This is a genomic window from Methyloceanibacter caenitepidi (assembly GCF_000828475.1).
GTDB classification, from domain to species: Bacteria; Pseudomonadota; Alphaproteobacteria; order Rhizobiales; family Methyloligellaceae; genus Methyloceanibacter; species Methyloceanibacter caenitepidi.
Genome location: NZ_AP014648.1, coordinates 237,810 through 257,482 on the forward strand (window position 1 = coordinate 237,810; position 19,673 = coordinate 257,482).

The 19,673-nt window shown below is 60.1% G+C and carries 15 protein-coding genes; 7 read left to right on the top strand and 8 right to left on the bottom strand.

The window, feature by feature from the left end; all coding sequences use genetic code 11:
- Window positions 1–43 precede the first annotated feature (43 nt).
- The 3 genes from GL4_RS01115 (at window position 44) to GL4_RS01125 (ending at window position 3,176) form a co-directional block, all read left to right on the top strand.
- The gene (locus GL4_RS01115; protein ID WP_172653267.1) at window positions 44–1,636 is read left to right on the top strand and encodes a sulfatase-like hydrolase/transferase; all 1,593 of its coding nucleotides are present in this window, start codon (window positions 44–46) and stop codon (window positions 1,634–1,636) included.
- Between the two features lie 164 nt (window positions 1,637–1,800).
- Window positions 1,801–2,142, top strand: a complete 342-nt coding sequence (locus tag GL4_RS01120; RefSeq protein ID WP_045363618.1) for a c-type cytochrome — start codon at window positions 1,801–1,803, stop codon at window positions 2,140–2,142.
- Between the two features lie 86 nt (window positions 2,143–2,228).
- The gene (locus GL4_RS01125; protein ID WP_045363621.1) at window positions 2,229–3,176 is read left to right on the top strand and encodes a metallophosphoesterase; all 948 of its coding nucleotides are present in this window, start codon (window positions 2,229–2,231) and stop codon (window positions 3,174–3,176) included.
- Here GL4_RS01125 and GL4_RS01130 read toward each other — a convergent pair.
- The 3 genes from GL4_RS01130 to GL4_RS01140 all read right to left on the bottom strand — a co-directional run bounded on the left by GL4_RS01130 (window position 3,170) and on the right by GL4_RS01140 (window position 6,446).
- A complete protein-coding gene (locus GL4_RS01130; protein WP_045363623.1) occupies window positions 3,170–3,658 on the bottom strand; it encodes a CDP-archaeol synthase in 489 nt (162 codons plus the stop codon). The two genes, GL4_RS01125 and GL4_RS01130, sit on opposite strands and share 7 nt — an antisense overlap.
- Window positions 3,659–3,774: 116 nt before the next feature.
- A complete protein-coding gene (locus GL4_RS01135) occupies window positions 3,775–4,995 on the bottom strand; it encodes an NAD(P)/FAD-dependent oxidoreductase (RefSeq protein ID WP_045363625.1) in 1,221 nt (406 codons plus the stop codon).
- Window positions 4,996–5,108: 113 nt separating this feature from the next.
- The gene (locus tag GL4_RS01140; RefSeq protein WP_045363628.1) at window positions 5,109–6,446 is read right to left on the bottom strand and encodes a UDP-glucose dehydrogenase family protein; all 1,338 of its coding nucleotides are present in this window, start codon (window positions 6,444–6,446) and stop codon (window positions 5,109–5,111) included.
- Window positions 6,447–6,721: 275 nt separating this feature from the next.
- On the opposite strand from GL4_RS01140, the gene GL4_RS01145 reads away from it, so the two are divergent.
- Window positions 6,722–7,729: an NAD-dependent epimerase gene (locus GL4_RS01145; protein ID WP_045363631.1), complete on the top strand. Its 1,008-nt coding sequence runs from the start codon at window positions 6,722–6,724 to the stop codon at window positions 7,727–7,729.
- 60 nt (window positions 7,730–7,789) lie between these two features.
- On the opposite strand, the gene GL4_RS01150 is transcribed toward GL4_RS01145, so the two are convergent.
- Window positions 7,790–8,569: a sulfotransferase family protein gene (locus tag GL4_RS01150; RefSeq protein WP_045363634.1), complete on the bottom strand. Its 780-nt coding sequence runs from the start codon at window positions 8,567–8,569 to the stop codon at window positions 7,790–7,792.
- A gap of 381 nt (window positions 8,570–8,950) precedes the next feature.
- On the opposite strand from GL4_RS01150, the gene GL4_RS01155 reads away from it, so the two are divergent.
- From GL4_RS01155 to GL4_RS16465, 3 genes are all read left to right on the top strand, one after another.
- Window positions 8,951–9,790: a putative nucleotide-diphospho-sugar transferase gene (locus GL4_RS01155; protein ID WP_045363637.1), complete on the top strand. Its 840-nt coding sequence runs from the start codon at window positions 8,951–8,953 to the stop codon at window positions 9,788–9,790.
- Window positions 9,791–9,935: 145 nt separating this feature from the next.
- Window positions 9,936–11,129, top strand: a complete 1,194-nt coding sequence (locus GL4_RS01160) for an NAD-dependent epimerase/dehydratase family protein (protein ID WP_045363640.1) — start codon at window positions 9,936–9,938, stop codon at window positions 11,127–11,129.
- A gap of 303 nt (window positions 11,130–11,432) precedes the next feature.
- Window positions 11,433–12,368, top strand: a complete 936-nt coding sequence (locus GL4_RS16465; protein ID WP_244462658.1) for a sulfotransferase domain-containing protein — start codon at window positions 11,433–11,435, stop codon at window positions 12,366–12,368.
- A gap of 92 nt (window positions 12,369–12,460) precedes the next feature.
- Here GL4_RS16465 and GL4_RS16470 read toward each other — a convergent pair whose 3' ends face one another.
- The 4 genes from GL4_RS16470 to GL4_RS01185 form a co-directional block, all read right to left on the bottom strand.
- On the bottom strand, window positions 12,461–16,624 hold the full coding sequence (locus GL4_RS16470) for an FkbM family methyltransferase (protein ID WP_052464021.1): 4,164 nt from the start codon (window positions 16,622–16,624) through the stop codon (window positions 12,461–12,463).
- Between the two features lie 655 nt (window positions 16,625–17,279).
- On the bottom strand, window positions 17,280–17,942 hold the full coding sequence (gene yidC, locus GL4_RS01175) for a membrane protein insertase YidC (protein ID WP_045363643.1): 663 nt from the start codon (window positions 17,940–17,942) through the stop codon (window positions 17,280–17,282).
- Complete coding sequence (locus GL4_RS01180) at window positions 17,942–19,393, bottom strand: class I SAM-dependent methyltransferase (RefSeq protein ID WP_052464022.1); 1,452 nt, start codon at window positions 19,391–19,393, stop codon at window positions 17,942–17,944. The genes yidC and GL4_RS01180 overlap by 1 nt, the downstream gene beginning before the upstream one ends.
- An 8-nt stretch (window positions 19,394–19,401) precedes the next feature.
- On the bottom strand, window positions 19,402–19,665 hold the full coding sequence (locus tag GL4_RS01185; protein WP_156137339.1) for a hypothetical protein: 264 nt from the start codon (window positions 19,663–19,665) through the stop codon (window positions 19,402–19,404).
- Between the last annotated feature and the right edge of the window lie 8 nt (window positions 19,666–19,673).

Genomic DNA, 19,673 nt, shown 5'->3' on the forward strand with positions numbered 1-19,673 from the left:
GACTTGTTCTGGGCAACTTCAGAACTCTATGCTGTGCCCTACTATGAGACGCCCTTGGCTCCTGGCTGGCATGGCCGCGCTCGTTCTGCTCCTCGCGGTCGGCTTGTGGTTGCGGCGAGATCCCCAACCGCAGCCGCTGAATATTATGTTTCTTACCGTCGAGAGTTGGCGCGCCGAGACGGCGGAGCCGGGGCGCATGCCAAACCTCTTGCGCGCCGCGGCAGAAGGATCCCGCTACCTCAACCACCGCGCAATCTCAGCGTGGACGGCCCCGAATATCATCGCCGTCTTGACGGGTCTCTCGCCGTTCGAGCAGGGCGTCCACGCCCGCGGGCAGTCGATTGACGCCGAGCGCGACGTCTTCCTTGAAGATCTAGCGGCAAAAGGATGGGAAGTCGCGGGCCTCCAATCCTTCATGACAATCGACGTCTTCCGAAATCTCGGCCTCGCTGTGGAGCCGAAGACGGACCCCTTCGCCTGGCTGACGGACCGATCTCGAGCGGGCAAACCATTCGTGCTGTGGCACCACTACTTGAACACCCATCTTCCCTATGCGCCATCCGAAGAATTCCGCGGCCCGTATCGCGAGCTTGCTGGAGAGCTCGACTCCTCAGCACGCGCCCGACTTGACGTCGTTCAGACAGCGTCGACCATCCCGACCGGCACCGTCGCCTTTGAAGACGGTGATATCCCTGCGGTGCGGGCACTCTATCTGGGCGGCGTCGCCGAGTTCGATACTTGGTTCGGCACCTTTTGGGAGTTTTTCAATCGGTCGGGACTTCGCGATACAACGATACTGGTTGTCACGGCCGACCACGGCGAGGAGCTCTTCGAGCGCGGCAACGTCGGCCACGCCTCTACGACCCGCGCTGGTCACCTGCACGAAGAAATCTTGCGGGTGCCGCTGTTCATCTGGCGGCCCGGGCAGCGCGACGGAGCCGCGGTCGAAGAAGCGACGGACCACACGGATATCGTTCCATTGCTGCGGAGCCAACTCGGGCTGCCCTCTCGGCAAAAGGCTCCCGATGATGGCTCCTATTTCGCCGCGACAAGTCTGTCCGGCTACACAGAGGCCAACCCCAGCGACCCCTCGGGCTTCGAGGCGGCGATCATCCAAGGCGGCTGGAAATTGCGGCTCCGGCAGCTGCGGGACGGGCAAGTCGTGCCGCACCTGTATGACCTCGACGGCGATCCGGATGAGCGCAGCGACCTCGCCGAGGCGGAGCCGGACCGCGTCGCCGCGATGAGCCAGACGCTCCTGCCGAAGCTTTTATCGCTGCGGCGCAGACCAAGAACCGATCACCCCCCCTCCACGAGTGTCGACGTCGCACGCCCCGAATGGATGACCCCGAGCGCGAGCCGCACCGTTCGCTACGCCGACATCGCAGATGGGGCGCGTCTGCAATGGACGGGCGATCCATCAGGGCAATACGTCGTTGAGTACCGCGCCGGCGATGGGCCGTTCGCGCTCGACGGGGTGCTCGATGTTTCGGGAACGACGAAGGACTTCGGCACCGTTGGTGAATTCTACTGGCGCACCTGGGTGGTTCCCTATCGCCAGATCAAGCTTCGCGTAATGCCCGAGGGACGCGAGCACCTCGCAAGCGAGTGGATTGAGCTGACATTTGCGCCGTGAGGCGTTCGACGCCACTGGGTTGATGCCTCGCAGCTGCGTGGCAGCTTCAGCGGGGCGGCTTCGTTTGCTCTTCAAGTGAGGTGACGGCCCAGTGAACAAGGCCACCCCATGGCGTTGAGTATTGGTATAGTCGACCGGCAACTCAAGGAACTAGGGAGGCTCCGATGAAAGTTGCGCTATTGACGTTGGCATTTTTGCTCGCAGCCTCGGCTAGCCTCATGGCGGAGCCGCAGGAGATGGGTGACCCCCAAGAGGGCTTCGAATACGCCAAAGAGGTTTGCGCCAATTGTCATGCGATCCTTTCCAATGGAACCTCGCCCGTGCGCGAGGCCCCAACTTTTGACGAGATCGCTAAACAGGCGCAGATGTCAGCGGCGACGATCATCGAGCGGATAGAAGCTACTCATCCCTCGATGCCCAACATCCCGATGGAGCGGGATGAACTCAATGACCTCGCGGCCTACATTTTAAGTTTGGATGATGAGGAACCGGCCAACATCCCGTAGCACCACGACGGCTGAGTAGCGCGCGCCTTGCGCATAGACGCCTTCGCGCCGCACCTCATCCATCTCAAAGGAGCCTCAAGACACACATGTCGGAGGACCGAATCCTGAAGCTGCTCGAACAGCGCCTCGGACGCCGCCACGCGCGGCAGCGTCTGGGCGTCGAGAACGACCACGAGGCGCAAGTCTTCGGGCAGGGCATCAACTTCTTCCACATCGAGAATATGCCGATCGGCGCCGCGATCATCCGCGCGGTGCTCATGGTGAGCGGGCTCTATTGGCGCGGCCGCCGCAACGCCACAAAGGTCGTCGTCCGGCACAATGTGATTTCGTCGCCGCAAGTCCCGAAGGCATTCGACGGCTTCACGATGCTTCAGATCAGCGATCTGCATGTGGAGTACAGCGCGGAGGCGATGGCTGAGGTGGTGAGGCTCGCCGGCGACCTCTCTTACGACATCACTCTTCTGACTGGTGACTACAGAGCCAAGACCTGGGGGCCGTACGACGCAGCGTTGGAGGGCACGAGACGTGTGTGCAGCGCGCTACGGGGACCTGTTTACGGCGTCCTCGGCAATCACGACACTGTCCGCATGCTCCCCGGGTTGGAGGAGATGGGCATTCGGATGCTCATGAACGAGGCCGAGACGATCAGGCGCGGCGAAGACCGCATCCATCTCGTTGGGATTGACGACGCCCACTTCTACCGCGCCGACAACATCGAGAAGGCCGCCGACGGCATCCCCCACGAGGACTTCTCGGTCCTCGTGACGCACACACCGGAAATCTATCGGCAGGCGGCCCATGCGGATTTCGATGTGCTGCTCAGCGGCCATACCCACGGGGGGCAGGTCTGCCTACCCGGCGGCGTTCCCTTAACCCTCAGCGCCGTCTTGCCGAGAGCGTTGGGCTCCGGTGCGTGGCGGCACCACGGCATGATCGGATATACGGCGGCGGGGGCCGGGTCGTCCGTCGTGCCTGTCCGCTTTAATTGCCCGCCGGAGATTACCCTTCACCGCCTCCGGCGCGCCGATCAGTAAGGCTTGTCCCGGACGTTCAGCTTGAACAGAAGGCGCGAGACGACGAGGCTCCCCACAAAGAACAGAGCCGTACCCACCAACACGTCGGCAACGCCGACGGGTAGCAGCCACCGGGCCGCAAGAAGCGGCAAGAGGGACTCCGGGATTTGATCGAGGCCGATGGCCTGACTGCTGGGGCGAAGCCCCAAGCGCCGCTTCAGGAAGCTCGATACGAGATCCCCGGCCATCGCGGTTCCTGCGACCACCAAGCCGACTGGCCAACTCAATCCAATCAACAACGCCACGACTGGTGTCAGGACGACCGAAAGCAAGACGCCGCGGACGGTCTTGGATGCACCGAACAGAGGCCCGCCATCGGGAAGCGTGACGCCGCCATCCAGCGGCCAGGCAGTCGCCGGCCCGAGCAGCTTCTTCGCGAAGACCGGTATCGCGTTCGCGACCGCGATCAGCGTGAGCAGCTGAAGTAGCAAGAGTGGCTGCATGTCACGGACAACGCGCTCTGTTGATGATCGGAACCACCTCGTGAGGCTATCAGATATTTTTGGGGAAGCAGCGGCTCGCAGCTGCCCAATCGTATGCGAAGATCTCGCATACTTCCTCAGGCAACCATCGTCCGGAGCGCGAGCCGGTAGAGCGGCGTTCTGCCGACGCCGCTCTCATTGCCCATCATGTACTCGATGCAATCGCAGCAGAGGTTGGGATCTCTTGCGCCCGCCCGAAGCATACGGTCGAACAAGCCCGGCCGCTCGAGGAGCTTCCGCAGGTAGTAGTTGCCCCGAAAGTGTCCAGTGAAGGTGCGGCGGAAGACGCGCTCGTAGCGGATCAGCGCCTGGGCCCTCCCCTCTCGGGTCTGCGCCGCGCGCGCGAGCCCGCGGCCCAGCAGGAGGCCTGCCTCCATGCCGTAGAAGATGCCCTCTCCCGTCAGCGGGTTAATCATCGAGGCGGCGTCGCCGATGAGCGCCGCCTGAACCTTGGGGTAGGCGAGCGGCGGCATCTGCGAGGCGAGCGGCAGGATTTGGGAGTGCCGCGTGGCGTCGTCGTAGGACAGCGTATCCGGCAGCAGGCCCTTGTAGGTCTTGAGGATCTCCCGCAGGTGCCGCCCACTCGCTTTGTATGTGGGGGTGTCACACACGAAGCCGACGTTCACGGTTCCCGACCCCGTGGAGAAGTTCCAGGCGTAGCCGGGGATCGGCAATTCCTTCGCGACGTTGAGCTCCTGCCGAGGGGGAAAAGGCGGCTCCGTTTGCGCGAGGATGCGCATCGAGACCGACACGTGCCTCTCGTGATTGAAAGGCTGCCCCAAGAGCCGCCGTACCCGTGACGTTGCCCCGTCTGCGCCGATCAGAACATCCGCCGTGATCGAGCATGGCTCCCCGCTCTCGCTTTCCGCCAAATCGAGCCTCCACCGGCCGTCGGCATACTCCGCGCCCTCGAGCGTCCAACCGGTCCTGTCGGCGCAACCCCGTTTGGCCGCGGCGCTCATGAGCGCATGATCGAACTCCGTACGCCGGATCACGTAGCCAAGCGGCGACTGACCTCTGATCTCGTTGTCGTTGAGTGTCATGCGGCCGCCGAGCGGGCTCGTCATCACCATCTGCGTGACGCGCCGATGACCATCGAGGATGTGGCGCAACTCCAGCGCCTCGAGGATGGCGATGACCCCGGGCCCGATCCCGTCGCCGCAGATCTTGTCTCGCGGGAACCGGGCGCGGTCGATGAGGACGACGCTCGACGCGCCCTCAAGCAGCAGCGCGTTGGCGCAGGCCGAGCCCGCGGGCCCGGCCCCGACAATCGCGAAATCGTAGTGCGATTTGGCCACTCAGGCGTACCCCGCGCTGATTTCGAAGGTCCAAGAGTATATTAGAGCAGGATGGCCAGAACGGGCCAGCGTCACCCACCACGTCACAAACGCCACCCTGCGTGGCATAAGGTCTAGGTGGCGTTGTCGTCCACGCAGCTGGTCGTCTGGCCACGGCCGACGCCCATATAGGTGAAGCCAGCCTCGGCGGCGAGCTTCGGCGCGTAGACATTGCGCAAGTCAACGAGTACGTCACCGTTCATCACGGATCGCAGCTTCTTGAGGTCCAGCGCGCGAAACTCATTCCACTCCGTCAGTACCAGGAGCACATCGGCGTCCCGCGCAGCCTCCATCGGATCGACGTACCACTCGACGTCCGGCAACAGCGGCTCTGCTTGGGTACGCCCCTGCGGATCGCACGCACGGATTTTAGCCCCGCGGGACTGGAGCATCGGAAGGATCACAAGACTTGGCGCATCGCGCATATCGTCGGTATTGGGCTTGAACGTGACCCCCAGCACCGCGACGGTCTTCCCTTGAACCGAACCGCCCGCGGCGCGTTCCACGCGCGCGCCCATGGCGATTTTCCGCTCCATGTTGACCTTCTCGACCTGTTCGACGAGCGTGATGGGCGCCTTGGCCTCGCGCGCCGTACGCGCAAGGGCACTCACATCCTTCGGAAAGCACGAGCCGCCGTAGCCCGGGCCCGGATTGAGAAATTTCGGACCGATACGGCCGTCGGCGCCGACCGCTGTCGCCACCTCGCTGACGTCAGCCCCGACCTCTTCGCAGAGATCGGCGATTTCATTGATGAAGGTGATCTTCATCGCGAGGAAGGAATTTGCGGCGTATTTGGCCAACTCGGCCGACTCGCGGCTCACGAACATGATCGGCGCATTGCGAAGCGAGAGCGGCTCGTAGAGCCGCGCCATGACATCCCGTCCCCGGCCGTTGTCGCAGCCCACCAGCACACGGTCGGGATGAGTGAAGTCGCGAATAGCCGACCCCTCGCGCAAGAACTCCGGGTTGGAACACACGGCGAAATCGGCGTCGGGGCGCAGCGCCTTCAGGCGCCGCTCGATTTCCCGTCCCGTCCCGACCGGCACGGTCGACTTCGTCGTGATAACGACGCCGTCCCGTAGATGGGGCGCCAGTTCCTCGACGGCCTCGAAGACAAAAGTCAGATCGGCATACCCATCACCGCGGCGCACGGGCGTACCGACGGCGAGGAAGACAACGTCCGCGTCCTGTACGGACTCGGCGAGGGAGCCTGAGAACTGGATGCGGCCCGCGGCGACGTTGCGCGCCACCAAGTCGTCGAGCCCGGGTTCGTAGATGGGAATCTCGCCCCGATGGAGCTGCGCGAGCCGGCCTTCGTCCTTGTCAACGCAAACGACATTCCAGCCAAAATCCGAGAAACAGGCAGCGGAAACAAGCCCCACATAACCCGCCCCAATCATGCAAATTTTCACGCGGCAACTCCTCGTCCAAACGCTGGTCGTTAATAGTGTGATGGACAGGGGAAGACAATACCGGCAGAAAGGCGGCTCATGACGCTTCAATGACAAGCGTGATCGAGGTCATATTGCACGCTGGATGATGCCCCCCAATTCGCCAGCCGGGGCACCCGCCACACGCGCGGGACCGGCAGACAGGCCGAACTTCCCGGTTGAAACCGCCCACCAGCGCAAGCCATAACGACGCGGGCTCCCCTGCTCCAACCCGAAAGCCCAGGTAGTTTGACCAGATGAAGATATTGGTGACCGGCGCGGCCGGCTTTATCGGCTTCCATACGGCGCGCGTGCTGCTCGATCGCGGCGACGAGGTCGTCGGCTTCGATAACCTCAACGACTACTACGACGTTTCACTCAAGGAGGCGCGGCTGGCCCAGCTTGCGCCACGCAACCGCTTCGCCTTCGTCAAAGGCGACCTTGCGGACAAGAAGGCCGTGGACGGCCTCTTCGCCGAACACCGCCCCGAGCGCGTGGTCCATCTCGCGGCCCAGGCCGGCGTCCGCCACTCCCTGACACACCCGGAAGAATACGTGGCGTCCAATCTGGTCGGCTTCGCCAACATCCTGGAGGCCTGCCGGCATGGCGGCGTGGAGCACCTCGTGTATGCCTCGTCGAGCTCCGTTTACGGAGCCAACACGCGTACGCCCTTTAGCGTCCACGATAACGTGGATCATCCCTTGAGCCTGTACGCCGCGTCGAAGAAGTCGAACGAGCTGATGGCGCATGTCTATGCGCACCTCTACCGCATCCCGGTCACGGGCCTTCGCTTCTTCACCGTCTATGGTCCATGGGGCCGGCCCGACATGGCGCTGTTCACGTTCGTAAAGAAGATCCTGGCGGGTGCACCCATCGACGTGTTCAACCAGGGCCACCATGCCCGCGACTTCACCTATATCGACGACATCGTCGAAGCCGTGGTGCGCGTCACTGACCGCATCCCGGAGCCCAACGCCGAATGGAGCGGCGACGCGCCCGATCCGGGGACGTCGTCGGCGCCCTACCGGCTTTACAATATCGGCAATAGCAGCCCCGTTCAGCTGATGGACTTCATCGCCGCGATCGAAAAGGCCTTGGGACGTGAGGCGAAGAAAAACTTCCTGCCGATGCAGCCGGGAGACGTCCTGGAAACCTATGCCGACGTGAGCGACCTCACCGCCGACGTCGCGTTCTCGCCAAACACGCCGATCGACGAGGGCATCCAACGTTTCGTCGATTGGTATCGGGATTACTACAAGCCCTGAGGATCGTGCGGCACACGAGAGTCTTGCGGCCGATCCGCTTCGCCCCTCCAGCTAAGCCGTTCAGGTCGAAATTAAAACCTGCTCGCGGCTCCTGAGATCGGCGATCTCCGCCGGCGTGAGGAAGCGGCGATGATCGCCAGGGTAGGGTGAGCGCACGTGCCGCAGCCTGCTGCCATTCTTTGCAACATATTCAAGCGGATCCGAGAAGAACTCCTGGTCAACCTCCGGGGGTGGATACTCCGGCCTCAAATCACTCAAGATCGATCCAATGCCCGGTATGGCGTCCTGCAAGAAGGCTTCGATCCGGGCCGCCCATTGGTCATAGTCCACGACCATTTCCTCGTACTGCACACAAAGAAACCTATCCGGGCCTAGGCGTTCTTCCAGCACGCGAAGCCTCGCCATTTTCTGGAGAATGGACTCTTGGCCGAAGTCGGAGCGGCCTTCGAATTCCATCAATGCATAATCGTATACGCTGATCCGGCCGGCTCGGAGATCTTTCCTCACCTGGCTGAAATCATCATTGGGCGTATGAAGCCAGCCCTGCGAGAAGTATTGAGAGACCACAAGATCCAGGGTGTCGCGGACCTGGCAAACGGCGAAATACGAAACTCCCTCGATCAAGAAATCCGGGGTCGCAAACCTGTAGTCCTTATCGGGATTGCCGGGAGCGCCCTCGATGACGGAGAAGTTTCGGACAGGACCGCGTAGGCACGTTCCGTCGACGTTGAGCACACGTGCATCCGCCAAGTCCGTGTGATTTGGAGGCCGGTTGTTCTGAGAGAAATGCGGAATGCCTGTTCGCCGCGAGATCGTGTTGAGGATCTCGAAGGCGAACATCGAGGCCGTCTTGTGGGGGAAGTGAAAGGCTATGATCGTTGGCACTCTCGTCCTACATCAGTCTGATCCGGCTCACATCAAGTGTCCTAGTCGTAGGCTGGACCCGAGCGGGATCTGGCTCTTTCCTTACCTATCATCCCAACGCGGCGCGCATGCGAAGACGCTTGCCCCGCTGAGGTGCCTCGGTCGCAGCACTACCGCTGCTGTGCAAACATGCCTTGATTGCGGTCGCAGGGCTCCTCAAGTTTGACAAAGATGACCGGCGCATTGGGGCTGAGTGAAAAAGCACGTGATCCTAGCGGTCCGCTGGGCTGCGGGCTATAGAGACCCTACGCTTTGCGCCCGTCGTGCGCTGCGCCGATTCAACAGCCTTGTGTCCCTATGCCCGACCTACATGCCACCGCCTCGCTGGAACAGAAATTGGACAGGGCGCGCGTACACGGCAACGTTGTGGTTTGCGTGTTTGCGAATCGCGATTACGGAACGCTGCTAAAACACTGGCTCGCGACGGCCGCGCGGGCGGGTTGCCACAAGCCGCTTGTCTTTTGCTTCGACGAGGAGACCGCGCAGATTGCCGCCGAAGCCGGGGCGAGCTCCCATACGGTGCCTTTCAACGGCGACTGGTTGGGCTTCATGCGCCACCAGATGCAGATCACGCGCGGCATTCTGGCGCTCGGCTATGCGCCGCTGGCCAGCGATCTCGATGCGATTTGGCTCCGTGACCCGATCCCGTACACCATCGGTCATCCCCAGGATATGGTCTTTTCACCAGGCACGGTTCAGCCTTCCGAGGCTCACGCGGCGTGGGGCAACGTGCTGTGCTTCGGCTATTACTTGCTCCGTCCGACGTCGGCGGTTTTATCGATGCTGGATAAGTGTCTGCCGCTCATGGAGAGCGCGGGCGATCAACCGGTATTCAACCGCTATCTCCTGGCTCAAGGCCTGAACTTCGCGCCCACGAGCCTCTACGCGTTGTCCTTCAACGGAAACGACGTGCTTCAATCCCGGGAGACCCGCTTGGGCGCTGCCGGCGACTTGTCCGTCGCCCTTCTCCCCAACCGGTTGTTCCAACGACTGCCGGAGCCGGATGAACCGGAACCTCTCGTCATCCATCCGATCACGCCGAAGGTCGAGGACACCAAGATCGCCCACCTCAAGGAGATCGGCCTCTGGTTCGAGGACCTGGTGAGCGTGCCCGAGGCCGTCTCGGAGCTCAGGTGAGCGCCGCCGGCGCGGCCCTTGCTAGTGGGTCCAGGGGTGCTTTCGGGGTACTGGTCATACAGGTTGTCAACAGCCGCGGGGATCGGCTAAAGGTCAAACTGCCTTCCACAATTCGGCAGAGCACAGTCTGGCTGAAGGAATACCCATGAGAATTCTCGTACTTGGCGGCGATGGCTTCTGCGGATGGCCGACCGCTCTGCATCTGTCGAATCTGGGGCACGACGTCGCAATCGTTGACAACCTGTCCCGCCGGAAGATCGATATCGAACTCGAGGCCGAGTCCCTGACGCCAATCCGGCCGATCCACGAACGCCTCCGGGCCTGGAAGGAGGTTTCCGGGCGCGACATCGACCTCCACACGTTCACGGTTGGCGAGCACTACCACCGGCTGCTCTCGCTAATCGAAGACGAGAAGCCGGACGCCATCGTCCACTTCGCCGAACAGCGCGCGGCACCTTACTCGATGAAGTCGTCGGCCCATAAGCGCTACACCGTCAACAACAACCTCAACGCGACCAACGATGTCTGCGCGGCCATCGTTGAGTCAGGCGTCGACGTGCATCTCGTTCATCTCGGCACGATGGGCGTCTACGGATACGGCACCGCCGGCATGCAGATCCCGGAAGGGTACTTGCCAATTCGCGTCGAGACCAAGGACGGCGAACTGATCGATCAGGAGATCCTGTATCCGGCCAATCCCGGATCGATCTATCACATGACGAAAACCCAGGATCAGCTGTTCTTCCACTTCTACAACAAGAACGACAAGCTCAAGATCACGGATCTTCATCAGGGCATCGTTTGGGGGACGCAGACGGCGGAGACAAAGCTGGACGAGCGGCTCGTCAACCGCTTCGACTACGACGGCGACTACGGAACGGTGCTCAACCGGTTCCTGGCGCAGGCTGCCGTAAACTATCCGCTGACGGTCCATGGCACCGGGGGACAGACGCGTGCCTTCATCCACATCCAGGATACTGTCAAGTGCATCCAGCTTGCCATCGAGAACCCGCCGCAGACAGGCGAGCGAGTCAACATCCTGAACCAGATGACGGAGACACATCGCGTCCGCGATCTCGCCAAGATGGTAGCCGACCTGTCGGGGACGCAAATCGCGTTCGTCCCGAACCCGCGCAACGAGGCCGACGAGAATGATCTGTTCGTGGCCAACGATCGGTTTCTCGCAATGGGCCTGGAACCCATCACGTTGGAAGCGGGGCTGTTGGAAGAGGTGCGCGAGATCGCTCAGAAGTACGCCGACCGGTGCGATCCGGCGAAGATCCCTTGTGTTTCCGCGTGGAACGCGGACGCGCAGGTCCGCCTTGAGGGTCAGGCCTGATCCCTGGCCTTGGACCGGCAAGGTCTATGGACGGGCCAAGAGCCGTCCTGTAGCGCCGTCGATCGATCTTGAGAAATTGATACAGTCGCGTCGCACCGTTCCAACGGGTGTCGTTCAGTACGGCTTGCGCCACACCCGTTCCATGATATGCGTGACAGTCCGTTTCTGTTCCACTTGGATCGGCTGCACCTGCCTTCTGGGCTACCGTCTAGATCGGGCTCAGCCGCAGAGGGTTGCTCTAGACCGCAGATGATTGTTTGGCTTGCCTCCTACCCTCGCAGTGGCAACACGTACTGCCGATCTGTGCTGAACCACTATTTCGGCATACGCAGCTACTCGATCTATGGCGATCGACGTGACATCGGATCGAACGCAAGACTTGGAGAGCTGGTCGGGCACACCGCGAACGCGGACGATGCTCTCCCTTTGGACGAGTTCAGAGCATCGGACGATTGCTACTTCATCAAGACGCATGAACACCCAGATGGAACGGTTGCCGATGACGACATGGTTTTCTACGTCGTCCGCGACGGCCGCGACGCATGCATCTCCTATCAACGATATCTTCTCAAGATTGCCGAATTCGAGAAGGTGACGCTCGAGGAGGTTTTGACCGGCGCGGTGCCCTTCGGCCTGTGGGGGAGCCACATCCTTCGGTGGCATCAGGCGAGGCAAGCGCAGGTACACACGTTTAGATTTGAGGAAATCACACGTCAGCCCGACACGTTCGCAAACAAGCTGTCGGGCATCTTGCAAATCGAGCGTTCGCGGGAGCCGTTTCCGGAGTTCGAGACTTTTCGGCAGGCGTCGCCATCGTTCTTCGGTTCAGGCAAGGTCGGTACCCACAAAGCAATTTTTTCCGCTGCGGATTCGGCCCTGTTCGAGATGTACAACGGGCCCGCGATGCGGCTGACGGGATACGCTGAGGGTGGGGTCGACGACAGCGAGATCGTTGCCTATAGCATCTACTGTAAGCGATTAGACGAGGAGGAACGGCTGCGGAGCATCGTCAGAGATCTCAAGAATCGTCTTGCCTCTGCGAAGCAGCAACGCGAAAAGCTCGACCGGAAGCTCGTCATCGCGCGGGGCGAGATAGAAAGACAGCGCGAACAGAAGGAGGCGCTTTCTCGTGCGCACGCGGCTCTCGCCGAGAGACACAACACCCTCCTGCGATGGACGGGCATCTCAGCATTCCGATGGGTTGTTGCGAGATTGCGCGCCGCCCTACGGCGCAGTTGAGGTGGCTTCCCGCGTCGCGGTCACCGGCGACGATCGCGGCCGGCGGCGATTAAAGGGGCGATGATTTCATAAGCTCCGGCGTGAGCCGAAGACTACCAATCGAAGGTCTTCTCGTATCCGAGATTAATGAGCCCTTGGCCATAGCGCTCTTTGAAAATCTCGCGAACGCGCGGTGTGAAATGATTCTGCCACGCTCCGGATTCAGAATTCACATACACGGGCGATAGATCGATTCCCGCGATGTCCGAAACGCACAACCACTCCCCGATCTCGCTCAAATACTTCCGAGGATCCAGAACATAGTCCTCGAGCCTGAACTGCAATAACCGATCGTCGGTAAACGGCGCGAGAATCTGCTCCTCGATAACTTCTTTCGAAATATTGTCGAGTTCGTACAGGAGCCCATCTTCTTCGCTTAGTTTTTGCAAGATCGGCTGGTCGGTAGCGAGCTTGTCCCAGACCCACCCGGCACCCTCGGTTGGGTGCCCGGCCCGATGATGAAAATAGTTCGAAACGAGAATCTGGCGGGGGTCCCGTACGACGCGAACACCCTTCCAATCCGGTGCAACCGAGCGGATCTTCTCCAACGACCGCAGCGTCGCGTTGGCAAAGAGGACAACGTTGCGTTCCGAACTGGACAAGCTGCTGAAATCGATGTTCGCCAAGTCCAACTCATCCATTTGCGAATAATGGAACGGCGGGTTCTCGATTTCGTACTTCAGGACGCCGGCTCCCGACATCTCGGCGACTCGCGACATCAGTTGAAAGCGGAAGAAGCGCGAGGCGCATTTGTGGTGGCCGAAGAATACAATGCACGGCGGCGCTTCGGGATACCGGAGCGCGCCCAGTTGTCGCTCGGCAGCCACCGCGCGCTCGCGCAAGAGTTCAAGTTCCGTTGCGTGCTGCAACGACAGAGCCTCGTTTGAGCGAATTATCCTGTCCAGCTTGGCGTCAAGCTCTCCCGTGCGGCGGTTTGCGGCCTCGATCCGACCGAGCACAGCTCGATGTCGGCCTTCTGCATCGGCCGTCCTTTGCCGCAACAGGCCTAGCATGGCGAGCAGGATCAGAGCCGCCGCCAAGGCGGCTACCGCCAAAGCGCTTAGCCCAACCAAGATCCAGGCGAACGTTGCGCTCGGCACGAGTAGGGCTGCCACCAACGGTATGACGATGGCGAGAATCGCGGCGCCGCCGAGACCGAATCGTCGGCGCCACACGGTTCTTGCAGATCGCGCGACGAACCGGCCTGCATGGTAGAGCAAATGACTGCGGCCTTTGATGCTCTCCGCAAAGTGCGCATAGCGGTCCGCCGCATGACCTTTTTGTGCTGCCAGGATGCTGGTGCGCCTACGAGCGGCGGCAGAACGGCGAGCCGCGTCTCGTCGCGCAACATCCCTTGAAACCAGATTGTTTCTGAATGCAGCCGCCAGCGAGTCCAGGCCCGGGTCTTCCCGGAACGCCAAGAGATTGCCCCAGCCCTGGGGCGTCGCTAGAGCGCTCGGATATTTTGTCAGCCGGCACCAGTCGTGTGCGATGCCATATCGGATGATCGGATGCCACTCGCTGATATAGACCGTATACCCCTTATCTACGAGAAAATCGGCCATATCGGTGTACGTATGACCCAGCGGCACAGTCTTTGCGTCTTCGAACTCGCACTCGATCACTTCCGGCTTGATGGTGTCCCACGGAACGCCCTTGAGCACAGCAAAATCGAGACCTTCCACATCGATCTTCAAGAAATCGATTTTTTCCACGCCATGTTGACGCGCGACCTCGCCGACAGTGGTCACGTCGACGGTGCAAGCCTCTTCGTGGGTGTCCCGGAATGCGTGAAGCGTACCGATGCCCGTGCTCTCCTCCGAGACGAAAAACGCTTGATCCTTCTCGACAGCCTCGCCGACGGCGCGCTTGTCGATGCGGATGCGAGGGTTTTCCCCGAACCTTGCGGTCAAACGCGCACGATTTTCGTCGTTCGGCTCAAAGCAATAGAGGCTCCAACCGAGTGCATCAAAGAAGGCTGCGCTTGTTCCCACATGCGCACCAACGTCGAACATCACATTTGACTCGCCACGCTTCTTGGAAAGGAGCTCGGCAACGACCTTCGTCTCATCCACGCCCATCTTAAGGCTGCGCGGATATACGAGCGCCCGCGTGCTAGGAGCGGACGATGCACCCGATTTCGCCGCCGCCGACATGGCGTCCATAAACCGGGTCCTGATCTCCTCGAGGTTGAGTTTCTCGAAGGCCACTTCGCGACCGCGGGCTCCAAGCTTCCGGCGGCGGTCCTTGTCCAAGAGTTCGCGTAGTCCCGCCTTCACGCTGTCGGGATCGGGCTTGTCGAGAACAAGCGCACAGTCGAGGTCGGCGACAAAGGAGACGGTGGCTGCTGCCTTAGGACCGTGGACAATCAGCGGCGCCGCGCTGGCGAGGCATTCAGGCAACTTGTTTGCCATCGAGAGGCCGACATAGCGCAAGCTGTCGTCGTCGAAATTGTACGCGATGAGAACGGCCCCGGCAGAGCTGAGCCATTTGCGGTAGTCCTCGGGCGACAGAAGGTCCGTGACGATCGACGTGCGCTTTAGATCTTGGTATTGCGACCCGCGTCTGATCTTCCAGATCTCTCTTGTGCGGATTTCAAAGCGTATCGGGAGGCCTTCTTCTGCGAGGCTTTCGATGGCCTGGGCCACGCGCATGACGCTCCCGGCGCCCATGTTGTCCGCAAGCGCACCAGCATAGCGAACGACAAGTTCGGAATCCGGTGGATACTCGAGCGAAGACCAATCCTTGGGCTCGATCCCATTCGCAAATGGCTGGAACTCGTAACCATAGCGTTCCTTGAACGCATCGGACATCTTTTCGCAAATCGAGAGGCGTAGCGCCGAATTCTCGAGCAACCAGAGCCAGTCCTCGTTGCGCGCGGTGTACTGGCTGGGGTCGTCGACCTCCAGGCGAGCCGGCCAATCGTCCATAATCCACGTGACCAGCGGCACTGATGGACGCGAGGCGATCGCGTGCATGGCGAATTCGTGCAGAGCCGGCGCATCGGGCACGGGCCTGTACAGGATGAGCTCCGGATCGAACTCATCGACAACCCGCTCAAGCTCGTCGGCGTCGGCGGGATAGTCGTGCGCCTGGTCGGCCACCAGCCCCCGCTGCACACCGAGCGCATCGCCGCCCTTGTTGAAGATCTGCAAATAATTGTCGTCCGGCCATTGCGCGAAGATGTTTCGCTTCAGTTCGCCGGTAGCGCTTCCATCGCCTTGCGCTGTGATGTCGAGCACGAGCAGACGCGGGGTAACGACACGTTCCGCCAAAGCTTTCTTGTTCGCGGCGGCCACAACCTCGGGAGCGCGGGCATCGGGAAAGATATCCGCGTAGGCGCGTCGTTCGAATACCTCGAGCTTGCCGCCAATGGTTGCGTTGTAGATCCGCTGATCGGTCCGTTCGGTCACGCGCCGTGCCTCTTGGTAAGCCTGGACCATCTTCTCGACTTGCGGATCGTGCCAGCGAAAGCCTTTGCCGAAGTAGTCGGGATGAAAATGGTTGGGGTCGTCGGACTTCATATCGAGAACGCCGACGGCATAGGAGTCTGCCTGTTTGACGTCCTGGGGCAAGTCGTAGCTTGCATCGACGCCGATGAGATAGATCTCCTCGAAACCGAAATAGAACGCGAGCTGCATGCACGTGAAGGTCACGGTGCAGCCGGTATAGGTCGCTTGGGCAGCGTCGGTAGAGAAGTCGTAGCCATGCGGGAAGCTCTTCCGCGGCAAATGATTGAAAAAGATCGTGTCCTGACCCTCATCGAGGCAGTAGCCAAGATAGGCCGGGAAAAGCTTCGTGGAGCCTTCGAAGGCATTGATCCAACGGCGTCTGTCTTCTGCGACGAGATGGTCTTCGACGACGTAGAACGTCGGACGCCAGTCCAGATCCTTGGCCTTGAGAAAAAAGCCGTTGACCGCGAAGGTGACCTCGTCCTTCAGAACGGACAGATCCGTCTCGTTGAGACTGGGGCCGTTTCCGATGACGAAGCACCGTTTGGTCCCCTTGTACTTTTTTCGCAAGTCCCTGAGCTTGGGGCGATAGATCGCATCCAGGCGCTTCGTATAGATATCCTGGACTTTCCGGATACCAGCCAAGCGCTGATCGAGTGTGAACTTGTCGGTCGGTAGAAAAATCTCCGTGCGCGTCGGCAAGGAGCTTACGATCTCGCGATATTCCAATTCCCGCAAGTCGTCGTCAGAATAGGCGTCATTCATGCATGGTACTCGGCTGCCGCCGCGCTAGGCGTGATTGAATTAACAGCCCCTACGCCAATCCGCTCGCGGTTTGGAGGCGATGACAGAGCTTTTCCGCTCCAAAACTCGGCACTAACTATCAAGTCAAACCCCGCAGTGCAACAAGCAGCCTGCGGTTACGTCAATTAGAACTCTAGCTAAGCAGGGTCAGCATTGAGGCAGCAAATCTGGATCGGATTTGCGCCATGCATGGCCGACGAGCGCTGCCGCCGAGAGACACTGGAGGCACGCAGAGATATGGGTGATTGCAGACGAGGCACCAAAAGAAGGGAAGCACCTGGCCAAATCTACTGCTGGGAGCAGCCAAATGCTTCATCGAGCGATGTTACCGCAATCACAAAAAAGAATTTTCCATAGAAAGGTTCTATGACGTTGTTGGCCAATCAATTGAATATCATGCTAAAATATTCATGCGACCATCATCAATACTGGCTAAGGGTCTCGAACCGCAGGTCAGATTCTCTAGAACTCTTCCGAGAAAGCATGTCGCGCGCGTCTTGTGATGCTTTGCCGACTGAGAGCCAAAGAACAGCGGATTTGGCGCGATGCGACAGGCGCCTTGGTTGTCTTTACCCAAACCACGCTCGGATGCACCAGCTCCCCAAAGCCGGCTCGCTCAGGCAAAACTCTGCGCAACAATCGTTCGGGACAGCGAGAAGGATGCGCTGGCAAACCAATACAGGCAGACTCCGGAAGGCGCTGGATAGATCAGTACGAGAAGAACAAGCGCGACAATGAGGAAACGTCGACGAGATTGCGGTGTCGACTCTCTCTTGAGCCAGGCCTCAATTAGGGTCACGGCGATGAGAGCGAATGGCAAGACGTTCACCGCTGCTCCCCCAATCTTTATTAGGTGATCCGGCGCCGCAAGGTCTGGGAGAAAGAGAAATGGCGTTCCTTCGATCGGTGGATAGTCCGACAGCAAGAGCAACGCTGCCAACAAGAACGGCAGCTGAACGAGCAGCGGCAATAGCGAAACAGTCGATTTGATTGGATGGTAGCCGTACTCTCTATAGACTTCATCGATCCTCTCGAAGCGCTCCTGGCCCCGATAGCTGGCTCGAATCTCTGCAACTTGCGGAGCCATAAGATCTAAACGGGCCTTGTCTTTTGCCTCTAGCCGTCGGGCCGTAGCTGCCACCGGAAGGAGCAAAGTGGAGACAAGGAGGCTCACGCAAATGATCGAGAGTCCATAGCTTCCAGTGAGCGAATAGATCAGTTCGAGCGCAATCTCCAAAGCCGCGATGAGTGGCCACAAGATTGTCTTGAGGACATCCATCAACGGCAGCGCAAATAATAAATCTTGCGATGCCCGCCCTTTAGCTCCTCGGCAGCTCCAATGGAAAACCTCCGGGAGGCCAAACGCTCGAACTCAGCTTCAGTATAGTCAGTGTACTGATTGACTTTGTTGCGCATGAGCATCTGAGACATGTCATCTTCTGGACTTACGAACTCGATGATGACATCCGCGCCTAGTGAGGCGATCCAATCGATAAATTCGGCCATCGGAATGTTGGCGCCAATAACCATATGGTGGATGAGCGCTAGGCACAGCACGAGATCTGGATTCCCTCGAGCGTCCAGGGCCTTTCGCTCCGAGCAGCGCCAGCCCTGATTGGGGGACACATTGCTGAGGTCAACGACAATCGGAAGCAGCTTTGAAGACTTTCGTTGCCGTTCGTGCAGGTAACACCGATCGATCGCCTTAGCGTCACCATCCATTGAAACAACGTAGTCGGCGAATGGTTCGCACAGCCGCGAAAAGGTTCCGGTATTGCAGCCAATATCCCAGACAAGAGCGCGATGACGGCTTCCACCATGCTTCTCTACGAAACGCTGCTTCTTCGCGAATGAATCGTCGCCATAGCTATGGCCCGTATCGTATTCGCCCCAGGTCGTTTGGGCATCGGGGCTTCGCATGCTTCCGATGGTACGCCTCATGCTTTGAACCATACCGAGAACCATTGCCTTGGAATGCCGCATTGACGTCGCGGCCTGGACCGTACCTTGTGCGTCCTCTGTGAGCCGGCGGGCCTCCTCGATTTCTTTTGCTGCGGCTCTCTCTTGCATCCGGGCATGCAGCGCAACATGCGTCGTTACGCCCTTCCGGAATCGCGTCCACCCGGTCAAAATCTTATTGGCGACGCTTGGGTCGATGCCCTCCAAGCTGCTCCTGAGGAATGGGCCGAAGTCAATTCCGCGGTAAGCCTTCAGCATCAGCGGATACAAAAACATCATGCAGAACTGCCGGTAGCCGCCCCATGGCGTTCCTTCGGCATATGGTTCGAGCGATGGAATATCGATGAAAACGGGTTTCGGACCGACCCATTGGATATTGAAAGACGATGAGTCTTTCAGCGTCCAGCCTTGTTCGAGGGCGGCTTCCAAAATGTCCAGGTGCAGCAGAGCCGCGTCCTTGAGCATGTTGAAGGACCACTCATAGGGGTAGGTCAGGAAGGGAACACGATCGTGCTGCAGCACGCCCGGCCAGGACTTTAGGTCGATGTCACCCTCGACGGTAGGGCCGGCTGACTCCTCAGTCCTAACCAGCTTCGACTGCGACATCAGATCCGCAAAGAAGTCCGTCCGCGACACCTCGCGCCAATTTTCGAGGGCCGCACGGCTTACGCCGCGATAAATATGCACCCCGTCGTCGTAAACACGATTGTTGCGATCGCGAAATGACCCTGGGTCCGCACGGAGCTGCGTCGCGCTCTTCAAAGCGCCCATTGAACCACTCAACGCGTCCGCGCTTTGTTGTCCGCTTCAACCGCCTTAGGTTGACGACCGAACAACGCGTCCTTCAGCCGATAAAAATACTTCCGGCCCGTATAAGCCGCCGCCGCAAAGAAGCCGATGATTGCGCTGGTCAGAACGCTGCCCGAGCCCGGATCGATGTAGGCTTGCGCAGGTGAAACCATCCCTACAAACAGCAAGCCCGCCAGAACAAGTACTGAAACCCTAGCCATCGGATTATCCCCCAAATCCACTTGCGCTGTCATAAAACCTA

What these genes read in the sequence shown, in the direction of transcription:
- GL4_RS01180 (WP_052464022.1), bottom strand. Translation starts at nt 19,393, where the DNA reads ATGGGCGCTTTGAAGAGCGCGACGCAGCTCCGTGCGGACCCAGGGTCA.
- GL4_RS01155 (WP_045363637.1), top strand. Translation starts at nt 8,951, where the DNA reads ATGCCCGACCTACATGCCACCGCCTCGCTGGAACAGAAATTGGACAGG.
- GL4_RS01130 (WP_045363623.1), bottom strand. Translation starts at nt 3,658, where the DNA reads ATGCAGCCACTCTTGCTACTTCAGCTGCTCACGCTGATCGCGGTCGCG.
- GL4_RS01145 (WP_045363631.1), top strand. Translation starts at nt 6,722, where the DNA reads ATGAAGATATTGGTGACCGGCGCGGCCGGCTTTATCGGCTTCCATACG.
- GL4_RS01120 (WP_045363618.1), top strand. Translation starts at nt 1,801, where the DNA reads ATGAAAGTTGCGCTATTGACGTTGGCATTTTTGCTCGCAGCCTCGGCT.
- GL4_RS01185 (WP_156137339.1), bottom strand. Translation starts at nt 19,665, where the DNA reads ATGACAGCGCAAGTGGATTTGGGGGATAATCCGATGGCTAGGGTTTCA.
- GL4_RS01160 (WP_045363640.1), top strand. Translation starts at nt 9,936, where the DNA reads ATGAGAATTCTCGTACTTGGCGGCGATGGCTTCTGCGGATGGCCGACC.
- GL4_RS01115 (WP_172653267.1), top strand. Translation starts at nt 44, where the DNA reads ATGAGACGCCCTTGGCTCCTGGCTGGCATGGCCGCGCTCGTTCTGCTC.
- yidC (WP_045363643.1), bottom strand. Translation starts at nt 17,942, where the DNA reads ATGGATGTCCTCAAGACAATCTTGTGGCCACTCATCGCGGCTTTGGAG.
- GL4_RS16470 (WP_052464021.1), bottom strand. Translation starts at nt 16,624, where the DNA reads ATGAATGACGCCTATTCTGACGACGACTTGCGGGAATTGGAATATCGC.
- GL4_RS01150 (WP_045363634.1), bottom strand. Translation starts at nt 8,569, where the DNA reads ATGTTCGCCTTCGAGATCCTCAACACGATCTCGCGGCGAACAGGCATT.
- GL4_RS01125 (WP_045363621.1), top strand. Translation starts at nt 2,229, where the DNA reads ATGTCGGAGGACCGAATCCTGAAGCTGCTCGAACAGCGCCTCGGACGC.